18 protein-coding genes are annotated in these 21,226 nt (G+C 62.6%); 10 read left to right on the top strand and 8 right to left on the bottom strand.

Translation table 11 applies throughout. The features are described from left to right. Positions 1-5: 5 nt before the first annotated feature. Positions 6-962 carry an alpha-E domain-containing protein gene (locus RS694_RS13030; RefSeq protein ID WP_029707231.1) on the top strand — a complete coding sequence of 319 codons (957 nt, stop codon included), beginning with the start codon at positions 6-8 and terminating at the stop codon, positions 960-962. A gap of 647 nt (positions 963-1,609) precedes the next feature. Here the strand turns inward: RS694_RS13030 and RS694_RS13025 are convergent. The 6 genes from RS694_RS13025 to RS694_RS13000 form a co-directional block, all read right to left on the bottom strand. Beyond that, entirely contained in the window at positions 1,610-2,818 is a 1,209-nt protein-coding gene (locus RS694_RS13025; protein ID WP_029707232.1) for an SPOR domain-containing protein, read from the bottom strand. Between the two features lie 71 nt (positions 2,819-2,889). Next, complete coding sequence (mltB, locus tag RS694_RS13020) at positions 2,890-3,909, bottom strand: lytic murein transglycosylase B (protein ID WP_420805929.1); 1,020 nt, start codon at positions 3,907-3,909, stop codon at positions 2,890-2,892. 116 nt (positions 3,910-4,025) lie between these two features. Then, on the bottom strand, positions 4,026-6,044 hold the full coding sequence (locus RS694_RS13015) for a transglutaminase TgpA family protein (protein ID WP_029707234.1): 2,019 nt from the start codon (positions 6,042-6,044) through the stop codon (positions 4,026-4,028). 21 nt (positions 6,045-6,065) lie between these two features. Continuing rightward, positions 6,066-6,416 carry a hypothetical protein gene (locus tag RS694_RS13010; protein WP_029707235.1) on the bottom strand — a complete coding sequence of 117 codons (351 nt, stop codon included), beginning with the start codon at positions 6,414-6,416 and terminating at the stop codon, positions 6,066-6,068. A gap of 9 nt (positions 6,417-6,425) precedes the next feature. Continuing rightward, the gene (locus RS694_RS13005) at positions 6,426-7,505 is read right to left on the bottom strand and encodes a DUF58 domain-containing protein (RefSeq protein WP_051391834.1); all 1,080 of its coding nucleotides are present in this window, start codon (positions 7,503-7,505) and stop codon (positions 6,426-6,428) included. Continuing rightward, complete coding sequence (locus RS694_RS13000; protein ID WP_029707237.1) at positions 7,502-8,422, bottom strand: AAA family ATPase; 921 nt, start codon at positions 8,420-8,422, stop codon at positions 7,502-7,504. Before RS694_RS13000 ends, RS694_RS13005 begins: the two co-directional genes overlap by 4 nt. Before the next feature lie 41 nt (positions 8,423-8,463). On the opposite strand from RS694_RS13000, the gene RS694_RS12995 reads away from it, so the two are divergent. The 7 genes from RS694_RS12995 to RS694_RS12965 all read left to right on the top strand — a co-directional run bounded on the left by RS694_RS12995 (position 8,464) and on the right by RS694_RS12965 (position 16,621). Next, complete coding sequence (locus RS694_RS12995) at positions 8,464-9,417, top strand: histone deacetylase family protein (protein ID WP_029707238.1); 954 nt, start codon at positions 8,464-8,466, stop codon at positions 9,415-9,417. Next, complete coding sequence (locus RS694_RS12990) at positions 9,417-10,697, top strand: mechanosensitive ion channel family protein (protein ID WP_051391835.1); 1,281 nt, start codon at positions 9,417-9,419, stop codon at positions 10,695-10,697. The genes RS694_RS12995 and RS694_RS12990 overlap by 1 nt, the downstream gene beginning before the upstream one ends. Positions 10,698-10,708: 11 nt before the next feature. After that, on the top strand, positions 10,709-11,668 hold the full coding sequence (locus RS694_RS12985) for a tRNA dihydrouridine synthase (RefSeq protein WP_029707240.1): 960 nt from the start codon (positions 10,709-10,711) through the stop codon (positions 11,666-11,668). A 211-nt stretch (positions 11,669-11,879) separates the two neighbouring features. After that, positions 11,880-12,629 carry an electron transfer flavoprotein subunit beta/FixA family protein gene (locus tag RS694_RS12980; RefSeq protein WP_029707241.1) on the top strand — a complete coding sequence of 250 codons (750 nt, stop codon included), beginning with the start codon at positions 11,880-11,882 and terminating at the stop codon, positions 12,627-12,629. Then, a complete protein-coding gene (locus RS694_RS12975) occupies positions 12,630-13,562 on the top strand; it encodes an electron transfer flavoprotein subunit alpha/FixB family protein (RefSeq protein WP_029707242.1) in 933 nt (310 codons plus the stop codon). 142 nt (positions 13,563-13,704) lie between these two features. Beyond that, positions 13,705-15,495, top strand: coding sequence for an acyl-CoA dehydrogenase (locus tag RS694_RS12970; protein ID WP_029707243.1), 1,791 nt, complete (start codon positions 13,705-13,707; stop codon positions 15,493-15,495). 169 nt (positions 15,496-15,664) lie between these two features. Further along, positions 15,665-16,621 (top strand): NAD(P)H-dependent flavin oxidoreductase, encoded by a 957-nt coding sequence (locus tag RS694_RS12965; RefSeq protein WP_029707244.1) that lies wholly within the window; start codon positions 15,665-15,667, stop codon positions 16,619-16,621. Positions 16,622-16,660: 39 nt separating this feature from the next. On the opposite strand, the gene RS694_RS12960 is transcribed toward RS694_RS12965, so the two are convergent. Then, positions 16,661-17,251, bottom strand: coding sequence for a 2-hydroxychromene-2-carboxylate isomerase (locus RS694_RS12960; protein ID WP_029707245.1), 591 nt, complete (start codon positions 17,249-17,251; stop codon positions 16,661-16,663). Positions 17,252-17,340: 89 nt separating this feature from the next. Here RS694_RS12960 and RS694_RS12955 point away from each other — a divergent pair, with 89 nt between their 5' ends. Next, positions 17,341-17,922 carry a TetR/AcrR family transcriptional regulator gene (locus RS694_RS12955; RefSeq protein ID WP_029707246.1) on the top strand — a complete coding sequence of 194 codons (582 nt, stop codon included), beginning with the start codon at positions 17,341-17,343 and terminating at the stop codon, positions 17,920-17,922. A gap of 9 nt (positions 17,923-17,931) precedes the next feature. Next, positions 17,932-18,672: an SDR family oxidoreductase gene (locus tag RS694_RS12950; protein ID WP_029707247.1), complete on the top strand. Its 741-nt coding sequence runs from the start codon at positions 17,932-17,934 to the stop codon at positions 18,670-18,672. Between the two features lie 90 nt (positions 18,673-18,762). Here the strand turns inward: RS694_RS12950 and RS694_RS12945 are convergent, their stop codons facing one another. Next, entirely contained in the window at positions 18,763-21,108 is a 2,346-nt protein-coding gene (locus RS694_RS12945; protein WP_029707248.1) for a DUF1631 family protein, read from the bottom strand. Positions 21,109-21,226 lie beyond the last annotated feature (118 nt).

Below are 21,226 nucleotides of genomic sequence, written 5' to 3'. Positions count from 1 at the left end.
CCACCATGTTGTCACGCACCGCTGACCACCTCTTCTGGATGTCCCGCTACACCGAGCGCGCGGAGAACACCGCGCGCATGCTGGACGTGAACTACCAGACCTCTTTGCTGCCGCAGTCCGAAGCCGTTGCCCAGGTGGGCTGGCAGGGCCTGCTGTCCATCAGCGAACTGCTCTACACCTACAAGGAAAAATACGGTGAAATCCAGGCCCGTGAAGTCATGGATTTCATGGTCAAGGATGAGAGCAATCCATCTTCCATCCTCTCCTGCCTGAGCGCCGCGCGTGAGAACGCCCGCGCTGTGCGCGGCACGTTGACCACCGAAGTCTGGGAAACGCAAAACCAGACCTGGCTGGAAGTCAAACGCATGGTCAAGAGCAAGGAATTCGAACAGGACCCGGCGCAGTTTTTCGAGTGGGTGAAGTTCCGCTCGCACCTGTCACGCGGCGTGACCGTCGGCACCATGCTGATGGACGAAGCCCTGTACTTCATGCGCATGGGCACATTCCTGGAACGCTCCGACAACACGGCGCGTCTGGTGGATGTGAAGTTCCACGCCGTGCAGAGCGACTTCTTTGGCACTGCCAGCGAGAAGGACCAAGAGTACGACTTCTACCACTGGAGCGCGATTTTGCGCAGCGTCTCGGGTTTCGAGGTGTACCGCAAGGTCTACCGTGACGTGATCAAACCGGAGCGGGTGGCCGAGCTGCTGATCCTGCGGCCCGACATGCCGCGTTCGCTGCATGCCAGTTTGAACGAGGTGGTGGCCAATCTGGCGCTGGTGGCGGGGGATCCGTCCAGCGAGACCTTGCGTCGTGCGGGCAAGCTGCGGGCGGATTTGAAGTTTGGCCGGATTGATGAGATTTTGGCTACTGGCTTGCACGCTTACCTCACGCAGTTTTTGGATCGGGTGAATGATCTGGGTGCGCATATCAGCCGGGAATTTTTGGTTCCGGTGACCTGAGTCTTTTTTCGTTTCCTTCTTGGGGCGTTACTTCTTTTTTGGCGTGTCGGGATGTGCGCCCGACAGCGCAGTAACTTTTCTTTGCTTCGCCAAAGAAAAGTCACCAAAAGAAAGGCGACCCTACTGTCTGCGACCCCTACGCTGCGCTTCGGGGCAACCTGCGGTGCTCGGGTTCAGTGGGGTCTGGCTCGAACTCGCTGCGCTCAGACAATCGCCAGCCCTGATCCACTGAACCCTGCGCTCCTCGGCGCAGCCAGAAGGGATTAGGGCGAATTACAGGCCATCGCTACGCTCGGCCAAATGAGATGAATACCCGTCCGCGCGTAGCGCGGACGAAGTTGGTATTTGGTCTTCGGTTACTTGGCTGGTGCCGTAATGAGGAGGCGAGTAGCGCAGGTTTGGGCGGATCAGGGCTGGCGATTGTTTGAGCCGAAGGCGAGTTCGAGCCAGACCCCGCCCAAACCGAGCAACGCAGCGTGCCCGTAGCGAAGCGAAGGGCCGACGAATCCGGCTCGCCTTCTTTTGCTTACTTTTCTTGGCGAAGCAAGAAAAGTGAGTGCGCTGTCGGGCGCATATCCCGACATGCCAAAACCTCAAACCCTCTCACCAGCAAAAGCCTGATCTTCGGCCATGCAGTGGTCTGAGCGCTAGCGTTGGAACAACTCTGCGTCCAACCCAAGCCCACGAATACGCTCTGCCGCAGCATCCGCATCACCAATAGCCTCAAACGGTCCCACGCGCACACGAATGCGTTTGCCCTTGGGCGTTTTCATCTCTTCGGTGAACGCCACCAAGCCCGCGTCCAGCAGCTTGGTGTGTGCATTGCGCGCATTGGTCTCCTCGGCGAAGAGGCCCACATTGATGAAGTAACGTTGTGCGGCCAGCGGTTTTTTGGGCGCGACGGTGGCCGTGGCAGGTGCAGGCTGCGCTTTGGCCGGTTTGGCTGCGGCGGCCGAAGGTGTTGGGGCTGGCGTTGTGGTTACGCGCGGTGCCGAAGCGACAGGCTTGGCAGGTGGGGTGATGGCCGGTGTTGCAGCCTTGGCGGCTAGGGGTGCAGAAGCGACTACCAATGGCGCTGAGGCCGCTTGCAAAGCTGCTGCTGCGGCGGCGGGGGCCGAGGCAGGCCCAGTCGTTACCGCGCTGGCTGCTGCCACTGGGGCAGACGCTGCGGCAACCGGTGCCGAAGCCGCGGGTGCCGCTGCAGAGGCGGCGAGTGCTGGGCCGGACGCAGCATCGGTGGTGCGACCGACTGCGACATTGCGGGCATCTGCGGGCTGGTCGGGGACGATGCCCAGGTTCGCCACGTTGGGTAGCAGGGTGTACGCGGCCGCAGCGGCGCCCACGACGGCCAGGTTGGCCAGCGCGAGCCAGATAAAACGCCGGCGTGTGCTGGCCTGGCGGCTCAGCATGGACACGGCTTCGGGCAGTGTGGTGTTGGCGGCCAGAGCTGCGGCCATGCGTTTGCGGGTTTGGGCGTGGAAGATCGCGTTGCCGTACAGGCCGGGCAGCAAAAACGCTGCTGCCACAAAACCGGCCAGCAGGCCCCATTCGGTTTCCTGCGAGAACTGCAGCACCAGGCGGCCAATGCCAAACACCAGCAGGGCACCGCCGACCAGCGCACCCACATAGACCAGCGCGGCACTCCACAACTGCCGGAACACCATCCAGTTCAGGGTGCACAGGCAGGCCGCAGAGTTCCAGCTTGCGCCCGCATGGTCGGCCGCTTCAAACTGGGCGAAGCGTGGCGCGTAGTAGTCGGCATTGACGGGACCGATCGCAGCGCGGTACAGCGCCGCAGTGGCGCCCTCGTCCGAACGGTCCAGGGTGGTAGCGGCAGAAGAAGGTGCAGTGGCCATGGCTTATTTTGGCATGGGAAGTTGCTGCCCCAAGCTCCACCGCTGCGCTGGGTCGCTGCCCCCCAAGGGGGCTAACTTCCCTTGGGGCGGCCCGGCGGTAAGTTGGTGCCCCCACGCTCTGTCGCTGCGATGGCGGCGGCAACGGCCTCACCCAGCTCAATGACGGCCAGCGCGTAGTAGCTGCTCCAGTTGTAACGTGTGATGGCGTAGAAGTTTTCGGTGCCTGCGATGTACAGCGGCTCGGCCTCGCCGTTTTGCAACTCCACCAGCGCCAGCGGGCCAGTGTGGTTCAGTGCCGCACCCTGCAGTACCGCGCCTTTGGCGGCAAAGGTGGCGGTGGTGAAGGTCGGCAGGATGTCGGGGGCGAGCAGTGCGGCCTTGTCGAGTTTCGCGGCGTCAAAACCCACGGGGTAATGCGTGGGCATGCCGGGCTGCCAGCGGAAGGCGCGGAAGTAATTGGCGACCGAGCCGATCACGTCGGCCGGGCTGTGGAACAGGTCGATGCGGCCATCTCCATCAAAGTCCACCGCGTATTTGTCCCAGCTCGACGGCATGAACTGCGGCAGGCCCATGGCCCCGGCGTAGCTGCCGCGCAGGGCCAGCGGGTCGGTGCCGGTGCGCTGGGTCAGTGACAGGTAAGACTCCAGCTCGGCGCGGAAAAAGGCAGAGCGGTCTTTGGCGCGTGGGTGTTCCTTGGGGAAGTCAAAGGCCAGCGTGCAAAGCGCGTCGATCACGCGGTAGCCGCCGGTCTGCTGGCCGTAAATGGTTTCCACACCGACGATGCCCACGATGATGGCGGCAGGGACACCGGTTTCGCGCTCTGCACGCGCCAGCGTTTCCTGGTTGGCCAGCCAGAACTTCACGCCGGCCTTGATACGCACCTGGTCGATAAAACGGCTGCGGTACACCGCCCAGTTTTTGACCGTGCCCACGGGCGGCGGCGTGATGGCGCGGGCAATGGCTGGCATGTAGCGCGCGTGGGCCAGGGCGTGGCGTACCCAGTCGGGGTCCAGCAGACGGCGTTCGGCGATGGTGTCGGCCAGTTGCATCACCTCGGGGCGCGTGGCGTACAGCGGGCCGGTGATGGCCACAAGAGGGGGTGCGCGGTGCTTTTTAGGGTGTTTTTGGGCTGTAGCCCAGGTACTTGTTGCGCAGGAAGCTATCAAAAAAGTAGCAAAAAAAGAGGCAAAAGGATTCACGGAATAGCTTAGGAAGCAGACAGACGTTCGGGCCAGCGCAACCGCCGGAATTCGCGCTGCAGTGTACCCAGTGTGGCGTGCGGCGCGGCGCTGTAGCGCCAGGCTTCGAGCTGCAACAACCACCTATGTACTTCCGCTGTACCCGCGTTGTCGGTATCGGCCTGTGCCTGCAACAACGCCGCCATCTGGCGCGGCGGGGTGTTGGGCGTGACGGCCAGACCCGCCTGGTGCAGCCGCGCAGCGGCCTGGTGCAACAGGCGCAGCCAGGGGTCCTGGCGGTGGCGCTCCCACAGCGTCCACGCGGCGGCCAGCAGGCTCACTGCCACGATGATGGCGATCAACACATAACTCAGGTCTTCCCAGCTGGGTGTCTCAAAACCCAGGTTGCGCAGCAGGTCCAGCTGTTTGGCTTGCGAGTAATTCAGCACCCACTGGTTCCAGCGGTTGTTGGCGGCCTCCCACATGGCGCGCAGGTTGATGGCAAAGCCCGGGCTCACGGTGTTGAGCGCCTGGGTGAATACGTTTTGCGGTGCCTGCAGCCGGGTGAATGATCCGGTGCGCGCAGGGGACACGGCCGAGGTCGGGTCCACCCGCACCCAGCCCTGGCCCGCTACCCAGACCTCGGCCCAGGCATGGGCGTCACTCTGGCGCACGGTCCAGAAACCGTCCACGCTGTTGACCTGGCCGCCCTGGTAACCGGTGACGATGCGTGCGGGCACGTCCAGGGCGCGCATCAAAAGCACAAAGCTGGAGGCAATGTGTTCGCAAAAACCCAGCTTGCGGTCAAACCAGAATTCGTCAGCCGTGTGGGTGCCATAAACACCCGGCTCCAGCGTGTATTCGTAACCACCGGTGCGCAGGCGTTCCATCACAGCATTGACCAGGGCCGGTGTGTCGGCGCGCGCCAGCGCGGGGGAACTGCGCATGTCCGTTGCCAGTTGCTTGGTGCGCGGGTTGAAGCCCGCTGGCAAGTCCAGATAGTCCTGCAGGCCCACCGCGAGCCGTTGGGGGCCGTGGCGGAATTGCGGGTAGCTGGTGGCGCTGTAACGCACCAGGTCGGCGATGGGACGGTCGGACAACCATTGCAGGTCTGGCGTCATGGTGGGGGTGTAGCCCACGACCTCGGGTTTGGTGGGCGTGGCGTCCAGCACCAGCAGCCAGGGGCGGTTGTTGGCGGCCAGGGTGACCTGGTATTTCACGGGGGCGCCCAGCACCTGCACCTCAGGCTGCAACTGGTAGCGCGCAGGCAGGTTGGAGCGTAGCGGGCGCCACTCGCGCCCGTCAAAACTGGAGAGCACGGGGCCGCGGAAATACAGGTCGGGTTGCAGGGGCGGCGGTCCGTCAAAACGTACGCGCATGGCAATGCTGTCGTCCAGCGCCAGGCTGGCAATGGTGCCCACCTGCATGCTGGCGGACAGGCCGCTGCGCCCACTCATGGCGTCGCCCGGCAGGCCCCACAGCGGCGCAATGCGCGGGAACAACACAAACAGCACTGCCATGATGGGTGCCCCCAGCAGCGCCATCCAGCCGGCTGTTTTGGCGGCTTGCATCAAGGGCGGCCGACCGACGGGCATGTGCGCATTGACCAGCGCGGTGAGCAGGCCCAGCAGCGCCACCAACATACATGCGGCGGTCAGCAGGCTTTGCGAGAAAAAGAAGTTGGAGAGCAGCGTGAAAAAACCGAGAAAGAAGATCACAAACGCATCGCGCCGTGCGCGCATCTCCAGCGTCTTGAGTGCCAGCAGTACGACGATGAACGTCACACCCGCGTCACGCCCCATAATGGTCTTGTAGGTGAAGGCGGTGCCCGCCGTGGCCAGCACCAGCAGGACCATCAGCCACCAGCGCGACGGCAGGGGCTGGTTGCGCACCGCAATCCAGCCACGCCACAGCAAGATGCCTGCGGCCATGGCACTGCACCACAGCGGCAGGTTGCCCACCTGCGGCGCAATGGTCCACGCAATCACACCCAGCAAAAACAGGGTATCGCGTGCTTCGCGGGGCAGGGAGGTCAATCGGCTGAACATGGGAATGCTGCCAGCAGGCGTTTAGTCAAAAAAGTTGTCCAGGTCGCTTTGGGAAAGATTGTCACCGCCATCCGCCGCAGGGGTGCCGTCAGGGGCCGGGGAGGGATCGTCAAGGCGGGGTGCGGTGTCCGCGCTTTGGCTGACCGGCGGGTTATTCACCAGCTCCAGTTGGCGGGGATCTACGCGGAACAGGCGCAACTCCGGCTTGTTACCGTCGGCAGGAAAATAGACCGTCGGTTTGCTCACGACGTTGCCATCGGTTTGAACCACGCCGATGCGACCTGCCAGGCCCTGCCTGTCACGCGGTGTCAACACGGCCAGCCGCTCCTGCGCGAAGCGTACTTCCGCGTTCAGTAGAAATAGGGTGCTCATAAAAGGTGTCTAGTAAATGGCCAAGGCTTGCAGGCAGTTTCTCTTGTGCGCCTCACCGCTGTCGGGCGCGATGTCCCGCCCACCCAGACGCATTCCGTAGCGCAGGCCCTGCTTCTCGGCCAGCAGCACCCAGGCGCACAGGCGGGACAGGCGCGCTTCCAGTGAGGCTTGTGTGCCACCGGCCAGGCCGGTGTGGTTCAGGTCCAGCCACAGTTCCAGGCGCTGTACCTGCTGTGCGTCGCGGCTGACCAGTTCATCGGCCTTGGCGACTTTTTTCCAGACCACCAGCTTGAGCGGGTCACCGCGCCGGTAGGCACGCACACCGTCAAACTCGCCGGTGTCATGCCGCTGTACGGTGCTGGCGCCACCCGCTCGGGGTTCACCGGGCGGCAAGGGCGGCGGGTGTGCCTCGGGCGCCGGGTAGACCAGTGCCTGGGCGGCGGGGCGCCATACGGTCCAGACACGGAAGGTGCCCAGCGGAAAGCGGGTTTCGGCGGTCAGTGTGGGCAAAGGGTGCAGGCCGCGGTGTGTGGGCGTAAAACTGACGTGCACCTTGGCACTACCCTGAGCGGGCACGTCGGTCCAGCTCCAGTGTTCATTACCCCAGACGGCCAGGCCAATGCCATAACGGATGGACTTGCGGTCGCTCACCAAATTAATGGAAATCGGCACGCTAGAGCCCACGAACTGTGCGTCAGGCGCTACCAAATTCATAGTAATGCCGCGCAGCGTGCCGTGGCACACGTGCATGCCGATCACGGCGCTGCCGGTCAGCAAAAAGGTCAGCACATAGCCCAGGTTGAGCTGGTAGTTGATGCTGGCCACCAGCAGCACCAACAGTGTCAGCGCCATCATCCAGCCCGGCCGTGTGGGAAGGATGTAGACGTTGCGCTGGGTCAGGGTGGTGCTGTCGCGCGGTGTTAACCGGCTGTTCCAGAAGCGCTGGATGCGCCCGCGCACATACCTTATGGGGTGAAGCCAAGCCCTTGTGGTTTGCCCCGCCTCTTTGTCCGTTCGCGCTGAGTCTGCCGAAGCCTGATGCAGTGCAAACCCTTCGACAGGCGCAGGGCGAACGGTCGCGGTATTCATGGCAAAGGCACAGCGGCCAGCATGGCGCGCACCTGTTCCTCCGCACCACGACCCGAGTTACCCACGGGGACCATGCGGTGCGCTACGGCCTGCGGCAAGATGGCCTGTACATCGTCAGGGGCCACATAGTCGCGCCCGCTCAACAGCGCCTGCGCCTTGGCCGCGCGGATGACGGCAATGCCGGCACGGGGCGACAGCCCCTGCATGAACCACTGGCCCGAACGCGTGGCGGCAATCAGGTCCTGCACGTAGTTCAGCAACGGGTCGGCCGTGTGCACGGCGAGTACCAGGCGCTGCAAGGTGTGCAGTTCGTCCAGCGTCAGCAGGCTGGGCAGCTTGTCCACCACGTCGCGACGGTCTTCACCCGACAGCAGTGCGCGCTCGGCGGCGCGGTCAGGGTAGCCCAGCGAGATGCGCATCAGAAAACGGTCCAACTGCGATTCGGGCAGCGCGTAGGTGCCAATCTGGTCCAGCGGGTTTTGCGTGGCAATCACAAAAAAGGGCTGGGGCAGGGCGCGGGTTTCGCCCTCCACCGTGACCTGCTTTTCTTCCATGGCTTCCAGCAAGGCGCTTTGGGTTTTGGGGCTGGCGCGGTTGATTTCGTCGGCCAGCAGGACCTGGGCAAAGATGGGGCCGGGGTGGAACACAAAGGCCTCTTTGCCACGCTCGTAAATGGACACGCCCGAAAGATCGCTGGGCATCAGATCCGAGGTGAACTGCACGCGCGAGAACTGCAGACCAAACGTGCGGGCCAAGGCGTGGGCCAGCGTGGTTTTCCCCACACCCGGCACGTCGTCAATCAGCAGGTGGCCGCCGGCCAGCAGGCAGGCCACGCAGTCCTGAATCTGGGCCGGCTTGCCGACGATCACCGTGTTAAGCTGGTCTGTGATTGATTTAAGCTTGTGTTGTGCATCCATGGCATGACGTTAACCGAAAATACAGAATCAAGAGCGTATTGGTGAACAAGACCGGATACTTTAGCCACAGCGATTGCCGCAAGCACGATATGGGCGATGGGCATCCCGAATGCCCCCAGCGTTTGGACGCCATTGATGACCGTTTGCTCATCAGTGGTGTAGGCGATGCCCTGGATCGCCGCGAGGCGCCACCCGCGCCCATTGCCGACCTGGAACTGGCCCACGGCCGCATGCATGTGGCCTCGCTGCGGGGTCTGACAGACAGCTTGCGCGAAGACATCGCCGCAGGTGGCCCGCAACACGCCCAGATAGACCCGGACACCTGTATCAATGTGCACACGTGGGACGCCGCTCTGCGTTCTGCGGGCGCAGCGCTGGCTGCCACCGATGCGGTGATGGCGGGTGAGTTGGAAAACGCTTTTTGTGCCGTGCGACCACCGGGGCACCATGCTTGCCGCGACAAGGCCATGGGGTTTTGTTTTTTCAACAACGTGGCGATTGCGGCGCGTTATGCGCTGGAGCGCCACGGCCTCAAGCGCGTGGCGATTGTCGACTTCGATGTGCACCATGGCAATGGCACGGAAGACATCGTGGCCGGTGACCAGCGCATCCTGATGGTCAGCTTTTTTCAGCACCCGTTTTACCCCGAAGGCGGCTCCCATTCGCGGGCCAGCAATCTGGTGAACGTGCCGGTACCGGCCTATACCAAGGGCGCCGCCATCCGCGAGCTGGTCAGCACCCACTGGATGCCGCGCCTGGAGGCCTACCGTCCGGAAATGATTTTTGTGAGTGCCGGTTTTGACGCCCACCGCGAAGATGACCTGGGCCAGATGGGGCTGGTGGAGAGCGATTACGCCTGGATCACCCAGCAAATCAAAGACGTAGCCCGCCGCCACTCCCAAGGGCGCATCGTGTCCTGTCTGGAGGGCGGCTACAACCTGGATGCACTGGCCCGCAGTGTGGAAGCGCATGTGCGCGTATTGGCAGAACTCTGATGGCAAGCCCGCAACAACGTATTGGATCCCAACCGATTGACGATTTCGAGGGCTGGTTATCCGCCTTCACCCAGCCCACGGTATTGATAGAGCTGCTGGTTCTTGCGGCCTGTGTGGCTCTGGCCTTGGGACTGGTCGCGGTGGCGCGTCGTGCCTTGACGCTCAAGGACGAACGTTCCATCCTGTTTGGCAAGCGCAATGTGGATGGTGTGCTGTTTCCGTTGCTGTTGTTGTGTCTGGGTTATGTGGCGCGCGCGCTGCTGGAGAGCCGCCTGCATGTGGCGGTGTTCCAGATCGCCATTCCCGTGCTGGTGGCCCTGGTGGTCATCCGCGTCGGGGTCAAGGTGTTGCAGGTGGCTTTTAACGAAGCGCCCTGGGTGCGACTCATGGAAACCAGCATCTCCTGGGTGGCCTGGCTGGCCATGGTGCTGTGGGTCAGTGGCCTGTTGCCAGTCATCCTCAATGAACTGGATCTGGTGACCTGGAAGGTGGGCGGCACCACGCTGTCGGTGCGCAACCTGATTGAAGGCCTGCTCACGGCGGCTGCCGTGCTGATTCTCACGCTGTGGATTTCTGCGGCACTGGAGACGCGGTTGTTGCGTTCGGCCACCGGAGGCGAGTTGTCCCTGCGCAAGGCCGTGAGCAATGCGACGCGTGCGCTGCTGATGTTTGTCGGCCTGATGCTGGCGCTCTCCGCGGTGGGGATTGACCTGACAGCCTTGTCGGTGCTGGGCGGTGCCGTGGGGGTCGGTATCGGCTTTGGTCTGCAGAAGCTTGCTGCCAATTACGTCAGTGGTTTTGTCATCCTGGCCGAGCGCAGCATGCGTATCGGTGACAACGTGCGCGTCGACAACTTTGAAGGTGTGATTACGGAGATCAATGCCCGCTACACCGTGGTGCGCTCAGTGACCGGGCGCGAGTCCATTGTTCCCAACGAAATGCTGATCACCAACCGGGTAGAAAACCTGTCTCTGGCCGACTCCAAAATCTCCCAGAGCACCGTGGTGTCGGTAGGGTATGACAGCGACGTTGAACTGGTCATGCGTCTCTTGTTGCAGGCGGCACTCGATCAAGAGCGCGTGCTGCGTACCCCTGCACCTTCCGTCGCACTCTCGAACTTTGGTGCAGACGGGCTGGAGTTCACCGTGGGCTACTGGATCGTGGACCCCGAAAAAGGGCAGGGCAATCTGCGCTCGGAGGTGAATCTGGCCATTCTGGCGGCGCTGCGCCAGCACCAGATCGACATCCCCTACCCGCAGCGGGTTGTGCACCAGCGTTAAAGCTGCGATTTATGGCCATTCTTCTCGCGCCCATGGAGGGCCTGCTGGACTTTGTGCTGCGCGACATCCTCACGCGTGTGGGCGGGATAGACCGTTGTGTTTCCGAATTTATTCGCGTGACCAACACACTGCTGCCTGACCGCGCTTTTATTCGCATCGTGCCCGAGTTGCTGAATGGCGGTCGCACTTTTGCCGGCACACCGGTGCGGGCGCAATTGCTGGGCTCCGATCCCACGTGTTTGGCTGAGAACGCTGCCAAGCTGGCGGCACTGGGGTCGGACGGCATCGACCTCAACTTTGGCTGCCCGGCCAAGGTGGTGAACCGCCACGGTGGTGGGGCCGCGTTGCTCGAAGTGCCGGAGTTGTTGACCGACATCGTGAGTGCCGTGCGCCGTGCCGTGCCCGCCCACATGCCGGTCTCGGCCAAGATGCGCCTGGGGTTTAACGACGACAGTCGGGCCGTGGAATGTGCACTGGCCATTGCCGAGGGCGGGGCGGACGAGTTGGTCGTGCATGCCCGCACCAAGGCCGATGCCTACCGTCCGCCTGCGTACTGGGAACGGATTGCCGACATCCGCGCAGCAGTGCGTATTCCGGTGGTGGCCAATGGCGAAATCTGGAACGTGCAGGACGCACAGCGTTGCCGCGCCCTGTCCGGTTGCGACGACCTGATGGTGGGCCGCGGCATGGTGACCGACCCGGGGCTGGCGCTTGCCATCCGCGGGGCTGCAACGGGCGTTCAGGACGAGGCGGTGACATGGCAGACCTTGGTGCCACTGCTGCACGATTTTTGGCACTTGGTATGCACCGGGCTGGAGAAGCGCCAGCAGGCTGGGCGGCTGAAGCAGTGGTTGAACTTTTTACGGCGCAGTTACCCGCAGGCCGAAGTGGCCTACCAGGCGCTGCGCACGGTGAATGAACCAGCTGCGGTGGAGCAGTGGCTACTGGCCCATCTGCCACGCCCGCAATGACGCGCTGAAGGAACCACAGATCTGCTTGCGTAGACGTGAATGTGGTGTTTTCTTGCAGTTATAATCATAAAAAAGCACGGTCGTTCTTTTTTGAACTTGATGGAACTGTCCCGCCGGGAACCGGTGGGGGCGGGCATCGCGGCATAGAATCGGCGAGTTGACGTGTACGTCAAGTAGACAGACCCCATTTATTACTCTTGGAGCGGCAGCAATGAAAGTCCTGGTACCCGTGAAACGTGTGGTGGACTACAACGTGAAGGTTCGAGTCAAGTCGGACGGCACGGGTGTAGATATCGCCAACGTCAAAATGAGCATGAATCCCTTTGACGAAATCGCGGTGGAAGAAGCCGTGCGTTTGAAGGAAAAGGGCGTGGTCACCGAAGTGATTGCCGTCTCCTGCGGCGTGGCCCAGTGCCAGGAAACCCTGCGTACCGCGATGGCCATCGGCGCCGACCGCGCCATCCTGGTCGAGACCACCGAAGAACTGCAACCCCTGGCTGTGGCCAAGCTGCTCAAGGCGCTGTTCGACAAGGAACAACCCGGCCTGGTGATCCTGGGCAAACAAGCCATTGACGACGATTGCAACCAGACCGGCCAGATGCTGGCTGCGCTGAGCGATCTGCCGCAAGCCACGTTCGCTTCCAAGGTGGAAGTCGCTGACGGCAAAGCCCATGTGACACGCGAAGTGGACGGTGGCCTGGAAACTTTGTCGGTGACATTGCCCGCCATCATCACGACCGATCTGCGTCTGAACGAGCCACGCTACGTGACCTTGCCCAACATCATGAAGGCGAAGAAGAAGCAGCTCGACATCTTCAAGCCCGAAGACCTCGGCGTCGATGTCGCTCCACGCATCAAGACACTCAAGGTGTCTGAGCCTCCAAAACGCAGCGCCGGTATCAAGGTGCCCGATGTGGCCACGCTGGTCGCCAAACTCAAGACCGAAGCGAAGGTGATCTAAATGACTGCACTGGTAATTGCCGAACACGATAACGCATCCATCAAGGGTGCTACCCTCAACACCGTGACCGCTGCCGCACAAGCCGGTGTTGATGTGCACGTGCTGGTCGCTGGCCACAACGCGGGTGCTGCGGCAGCCGCTGCCGCACAAATCGCGGGCGTGTCCAAAGTCATCCACGTGGAAGACGCGGGTCTGGCCCATGGTCTGGCAGAAAACGTGGCAGCCCAAGTGCTGGCCATCGCCTCGGCCTACAGCCACCTGGTTTTCCCCGCTACCGCCTCTGGCAAGAACATTGCGCCGCGCGTGGCCGCCAAGCTGGACGTGGGCCAACTGTCCGACGTGACCAAGGTCATCAGCAGCGACACGTTTGAGCGCCCCATCTACGCCGGTAACGCGATTGCCACCGTGCAAGCGACCGACGCCGTGAAGGTGTTGACCGTGCGTACCACGGGCTTCGATCCCGCGGCTGCCACGGGTGGTTCTGCTGCAGTGGAAACCGGTACGGCTGTGGCTGCCAACGCCAAGGTCACTTTCCTGGGGTCCGAAATCGCCAAGAACGACCGCCCCGAACTGACTGCTGCCAAGATCATCGTGTCCGGTGGCCGTGCCCTGGGTTCCAGCGAGAAGTTCATGGAAGTCATGACCCCGCTGGCCGACAAGCTCGGTGCGGCCCTAGGCGCATCGCGCGCTGCGGTCGACGCGGGTTACGCGCCCAACGACTGGCAAGTGGGCCAGACCGGCAAGATCGTTGCGCCCCAGCTGTACATTGCCGCTGGTATCAGCGGCGCCATCCAGCATTTGGCCGGCATGAAGGACAGCAAGGTCATCGTGGCGATCAACAAGGACGAAGAAGCACCGATCTTCTCGGTGGCTGACTACGGCCTGGTGGCCGACTTGTTTGTGGCTGTGCCCGAACTGGTTGCGGCACTCTAAGCCGCCATCGATAAGGGACACAATTCCGCGCCGGGCCGCCCCAAGCGGAATTCGCCCCCTTGGGGGGCAGCGAGCCGCGCAGCGGTGGAGCGTGGGGGCACCAACTGATGGTGCCCTTTTTTTGTCTTTCTAGGAGTTACCCATGAGTTACAAAGCCCCCGTCAAGGACATGTTGTTCAACATCGAACACCTGGCCAACATCGCAGAAATCGCCAAGATCCCCGGTTTTGAAGACGCCGGTCTGGACACGGCGCAGGCGGTGCTGGAAGAGGCGGCCAAGTTCAACGAAGGCGTACTCGACCCACTGAACCGCGAAGGTGACATCAACCCCTCCAGTTGGAAAGACGGTGTGGTCACGGCCACCAAGGGCTTCAAAGAGGCATTCAAGTTGTTCACCGAAGGCGGTTGGCAAGGCCTGCAGCACCCGGTGGACTTTGGCGGCCAGGGCTTGCCCAAGACCATTGGTTCGGTCTGCGGCGAAATGCAAAACTCCGCCAACCTGAGCTTTGCGCTGTGCCCGCTGTTGAGCGATGGCGCGATTGAAGCGCTGCTGACCGCAGGCTCCGACGAACTCAAGGCCACGTACCTCGAAAACCTGGTCAGCGGCAAGTGGACCGGCACGATGAACCTGACGGAGCCACAGGCGGGCAGCGATCTGGCCATGGTGCGCAGCCGCGCCGAGCCACTGCCCGACGGCACCTACAAGGTGTTTGGCACCAAGATTTTCATCACCTGGGGTGAGCACGACATGGCCGAGAACATCGTCCATCTGGTGCTGGCCCGCGTGCAGGGCGCGCCCGAAGGCGTGAAGGGCATCAGCCTGTTTGTGGTCCCCAAGTTCATGGTCAACAAGGATGGAAGCTTGGGCGCCCGCAACGATGTGCACTGCGTCTCCATCGAACACAAGATGGGCATCAAGGCCAGCCCGACCGCGGTGCTGCAGTACGGCGACCACGGTGGCGCGATTGGTTACCTCGTGGGCCAGGAAAACCGAGGCCTGGAGTACATGTTCATCATGATGAACGCCGCGCGTTACGGCGTGGGCGTGCAGGGTATTGCGATTGCCGAGCGCGCGTACCAAAAGGCCGTGCAGTTCTCCAAGGACCGTGTCCAGAGCCGCCCGGTGGACGGATCGATTGCGGCGAGCGCGCCCATCATCCACCACCCCGATGTCAAACGCATGCTGATGACCATGCGTTCCTACATCGAAGGCTGCCGTGCCTTGGCCAGTGTGGCCGCCAGCGCCTATGACGCCGCGCACCACCACCCCGATGCGCAGGTGCGCAAAGACAACCAGACCTTCTACGAATTCATGGTGCCACTGGTCAAGGGCTACAGCACCGAGATGAGCCTGGAAGTCACCTCGCTCGCGGTGCAGGTGCATGGCGGTATGGGCTTTATCGAGGAAACCGGTGTGGCCCAGTACTACCGCGACGCCAAGATTCTGACCATCTACGAAGGCACCACCGCCATCCAGGCCAACGACCTGGTCGGTCGCAAGACCTCGCGCGACGGTGGCGCAACCGGCAAGGCGCTGGCAGCGCAGATCGAAGCCACCGAAGCAGAGCTGGCCAAGAGCGGCACGCCCCACGCGCTGGCCATGGCCAAACGCCTGAAGGCTGCGCGCGAAGCGTTTGTTGACGTGGTGAACTTCGTTGCCGGCAACACCAAGGCCAGCCCGAACGCTGTGTTCGCGGGCAGCGTGCCCTACCTGATGCTTACCGGCAACCTGATGGCCGGCTGGCAGATGGCGCGTTCGCTGTTGGTGGCACAAGAGCAATTGGCCGCGGGCAATGACGCTGCGTTTATGCAGGCCAAGATCACCACCGCGCGTTTTTATGCGGACCACCATTTGGCCAAAATCCCCGGCACGCGTGACAGCATTGTGGAAGGCGCGGAGTGCGTCACCGCACTGGCGCTCGAATCGTTCTGAGGCAATGCTGAATACACCCGTTCGCGTTGAGCTTGTCGAAACGCAGCCCCTGCAGGACAGGCGGTTCAACCCGAACGGTATTCCGCATTTGCTATTGAATTAGTAGCTGCTCGCGCAATCTGTGCGGGGGCTACAGGCACTTTTCTTATAAATTTTTACAGGAGACAGCATGTCCAGACTCCCCGGCGCACTCGCCCATCTGCCTTTCCCCGTGATCGGCTCACCGCTGTTCATCATCAGCAACCCCAAGCTGGTGATCGCGCAGTGCATTGCCGGTGTGGTCGGCTCCATGCCCGCGCTCAATGCGCGCCCGGCCGAGCAACTGGAAGAGTGGCTGATCGAGATCACCGAAGGTTTGGCTGCCTGGAATAAGGCCAACCCCGACAAGCCCGCCGCGCCATTTGCGATCAACCAGATCGTGCACAAGAGCAATGACCGGCTGGAACACGACATGGCGATGTGTGTGAAGTACAAGGTACCCATCATCATCACCAGCCTGGGCGCACGTGAAGAGATCAACGCCGCAGCGCACAGCTACGGCGGCGTGGTGCTGCACGACATCATCAACAACAAACACGCACACAAGGCCATCGAGAAGGGCGCCGACGGCCTGATCGCTGTGGCTGCCGGTGCAGGTGGCCACGCGGGCGTGAAGAGCCCGTTTGCGCTGGTGCAGGAAATTCGCCAGTGGTTTGACGGCCCGGTCGCATTGTCTGGCGCCATCTCCACCGGTGACGCTGTGCTGTCCGCCCAAGCCATGGGCGCCGACTTCGCCTACATCGGCTCCGCCTTCATCGCCACCGACGAAGCGCGCGCGGTGGACGGTTACAAACAGGCCATCGTGGACAACGACTCCGACGAGATCGTCTACAGCAACCTGTTCACCGGCGTCCACGGCAACTACCTGGCCCCCAGCATCCGCGCCGCGGGCCTGGACCCTGCCGCGTTGCCCGAGAGCGACCCGAGCAAGATGAACTTCGGCGGCAGCTCCGCCAAGGCCTGGAAAGAAATCTGGGGCTGCGGCCAGGGCATCGGCGCCATCACCAAGGTGCAGCCTACTGCTGACTATGTGGCGCAGCTGAAGCGTGAATACGCGGCGGCAAGGGTGCGGTTGCAACTGGCGTAAGTTGCTACGGTGGGCATGGTGACTCCATGCCCACGCGACTTAGGCCAGCGCTTCCCGCACAAAATCCAGCCGATCCTGCCCAAAAAACATCGTGCCATTCACAAACACTGTGGGTGCGCCAAACACCCCGCGTGACACGGCCTCTTCGGTATTGGTCTTCAGCGCGGCCTTGATCTCCGGATCATTCACCAGTGCAAACACCTGCGCTGGGTCGAACCCTGCCGCCGCCAGCGTGGCTGCCACAGTGGCTGGGTCGTTCAGGTTGGCCGCTTTCACCCACAGTGCTTCAAACACCGATTTCAAAAACGCATCCAAACGCGCAGGCTCACGCAACTGAATGCCAATGACACCGCGCATCAGTTGCAGTGTGTTGATGGGGAAGTGCGGGTTCATCACAAACGGCACGCCGTAGCGTTTGGCAAAGCGGCCCAGGTCGTCGGTCATGTAACTGCCTTTTGCGGGTACCGTGGCGGGTGATGCATTGCCGGTGGCCTGGAACACGCCGCCTAGCAGCATGGGCTTGTAGACCAGTGTGGCGCCGGTCTGCGCGCACAAGGCTGGTAGTTGCGTCCATGCCAGATAAGTGGCGGGGCTGCCTACATCCAAAAAGAACTCTGCGGTTTTGGCCATGTCTGTCTCCATCAATAAATGGTCGTTTACTAAACGTACGTTATGTAATAGAGTCTGGCCTGTCAATATGGAAATCCCGGAGTCCCCGCATGCGCTACGCCAGTACCCACAAGAACGAGACGCGCCAGAAGCTGCTGGACAGCAGCCGTGCGATTGCGAAGAAGGGCGGCTTTGCCAGCACCGGCGTGGATGCACTGATGGCGTCCATTGGCCTCACGGGTGGGGCGTTTTACAGCCACTTCCCGTCCAAGCAGGCGCTGTTTGAGGCGCTGGTCGCTGAGGAGATGGAGAACAGCAGCAGCATGCTGGCGGGTGACAAGGATGCGCCGGACAACCATGTGGCCAAGTGCGTGCGCGATTACCTGAGCAGCTTCCACGCGATGAACCCTGATGTGGGCTGCGCGCTGCCGGTACTGGGTGCAGAGATTGCGCGCGCGGGCCCCGAGGTGCGCAGCACGGTGGAGGCTGCTCTCAAGCGCACGCAAAAGAGCTGGAGCGCGCGCACCGGTGACGCCGATGCGGCGTGGGCGCTGATTGCCCAGTGTGTGGGTGCCGTGGTGCTGGCACGTGCGGTGGAGAGCGAGCGCACGCGCAAGGAAATTCTGGCGGCCAGCCGGCGCTTTATCGACAAGGCCGAACGCAAGGGCGCCAGTGCGCCCACCTCTTCTTAAGGAGCATCCATGTCTTCCACTTCATCCCAACCCAAAGTCGCGCTGGTTATTGGCGCGGGCGATTCCACCGGTGGCGCGATTGCCAAGCGCTTTGCGAAAGAGGGCTTTATTGCCTGCGTGACGCGCCGCTCGGCCGACAAGCTGCAACCGCTGGTGGACAGCATCCGCGCTGAGGGCGGTCAGGCCTTTGGCTACGCCAGCGATGCGCGCAAGGAGGAAGACGTTGCGGCCTTGTTCGAGCAGATCGAAGCCGAGCATGGCCCCATCGAGGTGCTGGTGTTCAACATCGGCGCCAACGTGCCCTGCAGCATCCTTGACGAGACGGCGCGCAAGTACTTCAAGATCTGGGAGATGGCTTGCTTGAGCGGTTTCCTGAACGCGCAGCAGGCGGCCCGGCGCATGGTGAAGCGGGAGCGCGGCACGATTCTGTTCACCGGCGCGACAGCGGCACTGCGCGGTGCATCCCACTTTGCGGCCTTTGCCGGTGCCAAACATGCGCTGCGTGCGCTGGCGCAAAGCATGGCGCGCGAGCTGGGGCCGAAGAACATCCACGTGGCGCACGTAGTGGTGGACGGTGCCATCGACACTGATTTCATCCGCACCTCGTTCCCCGAGCGTTACGCACTCAAGGACCAGGACGGCATCCTGAACCCCGAGCACATTGCGGAGAACTACTGGTATTTGCACAACCAGCCGCGCGACGCGTGGACGTTTGAGCTGGACCTGCGCCCCTACATGGAACGCTGGTAGCCCGGGAATTTAAGTCTTTTAGGCCTCCAGCCCTTATGGGGTGTGCGCAAACAGCTATTGAAATAATAGCAATTTGCCTCGGGGGAGGTGTCAGGCGGCGAGCTGGTTCTGCCCTTCGCTGTCGGCCATGAGTTTGTCCAGCGCGCGCGAGATGATGGGCGCCTGGTCCAGTTGCTGCAGCGTGCCCATGCGCAGCATGGCGGCCACTTCGCGTTCGGAGCGCACAAAGGCGTCGTGCCCTTCACGGTTGGTAAACAGGAAACGGGTGCGCATGGGGCTGACCCAACTGAGCTTGCAGCGGTAGGCGGCAGCGGGTGCTTCGCTGATCTCAAACCAGAGCCCACGCGCCAACTGGTGGGCAGCTTCGTCAAAGGCATCGATGCCGAAGGCCAGCTTGCTGGCACGGCGTTCGTCCAGCGCGGTGATGGCCTGTTTGCTCTCGGCTTCTTCCAGTGAAGCGGCCTGGCTGTCCTGGGGCGCCGGGGCCTTCATGCGGATGGCCAGCATGTGGGTGTTGATCAGTCGGCGTGTGAACTTGGCGCGCGGGTCGCCGTCCCAGGCCATGTCGTCCAGCCCGGCGTTCAGGTTGCGGATCATCTCCGGCAACACGTCCACCAGTTGGCGGCGGTCTTCGGCCGTGGTTTTGGGCTGGGTGCTCCAGATCAGCGCGTCCATGGTTTTGAGCGCAGCGTCCCCCGCGCCGTGCTCGGTGTCTTTGCGCAGCAGGGCCAGGGCGACTACCTCGCGCCATTGTGTGGTCAGGAAGGGCGTGAGAAATGGTGCCAGCGTCAAACCGGCTGGCAGAGCGCTGATGCGTGCGTGGATGGCCTCGTCGGCCTGGGCGCGGGCATCGGCCAGCGACTCGACATTGCGCTCCTGTGTGGCGACGGGCTCGATCTGCCGCTCGACCTGCTGCTCGGTCTCGAACAGGAACTCGCTGAACTCCACCAGCAGGTTGCTGAACAGGTCCAGGTCGTCTTCAAACTCCTTGAGGACGCGCTGCACCGTGTGTTCAATACGCACGTAGAGCGGGTCGTTCTCGCCTTTTTCCGGGGCCCAGGCGACGGACGCCGAGGCCAGTGTGTCGACCAACTTGCGCGCCGGATGGTCACCCGACAAAAAGAAGTCGCGGTCGATCATGGCCGCCTTGAGCACCGGGATCTGCAGGCGGCCAATCACCATCTTCATCTGCAGCGGAATGGCCAAATCGGCAAACACGTAGTCGAATACTTCAGCCAGCGCGTCCACCGTGCCACGGTCTAGCTCGGGTGCGTTGCGCACCTCTTCGCGGTCGCGCATCTGGCGCAACACGTTGTGGTTGTGGATGTTCTCGTCGTCCGAGAACTGGTAGGCGGACGACGCGTCAGTGCCGTCCTGGATGTTTTGCAGGTAGTTCAGGAAGACCGGGTCGGCTGCCTGTTGCACGGCAGCGGGCTGTGCGTCTGGTGCGTAACCCGCGTCGTCGCCCAAAGGCATGGCGCGGGATGCGTTGGCAGAGCTGCCGCCAATGCCTACGCCCAGTCGCTGCAGGAAGGCGCGTGCCTGTGTGGCAACCTGCGCGGCGATGGTGCGGCCCACAGGTGCCAGGCCGCCCCAAGCGGATTGCGGTGCCTGTGACTGCAGGGATGCATAGCCCGAGTCGTTGCGCGACAGAGGGGCGGGCTGGCTTTCCAGGGGCGCCGGCTTGCTGGAAAGCGGGGCCATGGAAGAGTTGGGCGCTTTACGGATGCGGTGCTGCTCGGTGCGGGCTTGCACGCCCGCCATCGCCAGCACAGCCAGCAGGTCTTTGTACAAGGGGGCCAGGTCAATGCTGTGCTCGGGCACCAGCGTTTGCATCAGGTCTTCGGTGGCCTCTTCGTCGAACTTGCCTTCGACCCAGGCGTTCATGAAGGCCTTGAGAAAAATGGCCGGGCGAAAAGGGTTGCTGGACAGCGATGCGCTGTCTGCCGCAAATAACACGGACAGGCGCTGCGACAGCGGCGTGAGGCTGGCCTCGTACACCGCGTTGAAGGGCTGGGAGATGCGGTCCAACAGCAGGATGCGGTGCACCTCGTCTACATCGATCAGGCTCAGGGTCAAACCGTCCAGGTCATCGCTCTTGGCGGTGGTCTGGGCGGAGAGGTTCTCCAGTTGCGGAAAGGCGGCTCGCACCTCTTCGTTCACGCACTGCTGCAGGGTTTGGCCAAAGCCGCGCAGAAACGCATCGGCCTGCCGGTCCAGCAGCACAGCTGCAGAGCGCAGGTGCTGGCCCTGCAACAGGGAGGGCTTGCCGTCGGCCCGGTCCAGCAATTGCGCGCGGACTTGCTTGAGAAACGCTACCTGGTGGTCGGCAAAAAAGGTCAGCGTCTTGCCCACCATCGCCCGCACCAGACGCTGCGCCAGCGCGCGCGACTGGGGGCCGGACAGCGGTTCAGCAGGTGACGGTATGGCGTTCATCAAAATATTATGAAAACCGCTTGATCAGCGTTCACTGACAGCGGTATGGTGTCCAACGGAAAGGCAGGCTTTGATGATCGCACAGCCCGTGCTACACACCGGTGACTCGGGTGGCCAG

This window comes from Rhodoferax saidenbachensis, from assembly GCF_001955715.1.
GTDB lineage: Bacteria > Pseudomonadota > Gammaproteobacteria > Burkholderiales > Burkholderiaceae_C > Allorhodoferax > Allorhodoferax saidenbachensis.
Note: the sequence above shows the minus strand (reverse complement) of the source record. Positions and strands in the feature narration are given on the sequence as shown.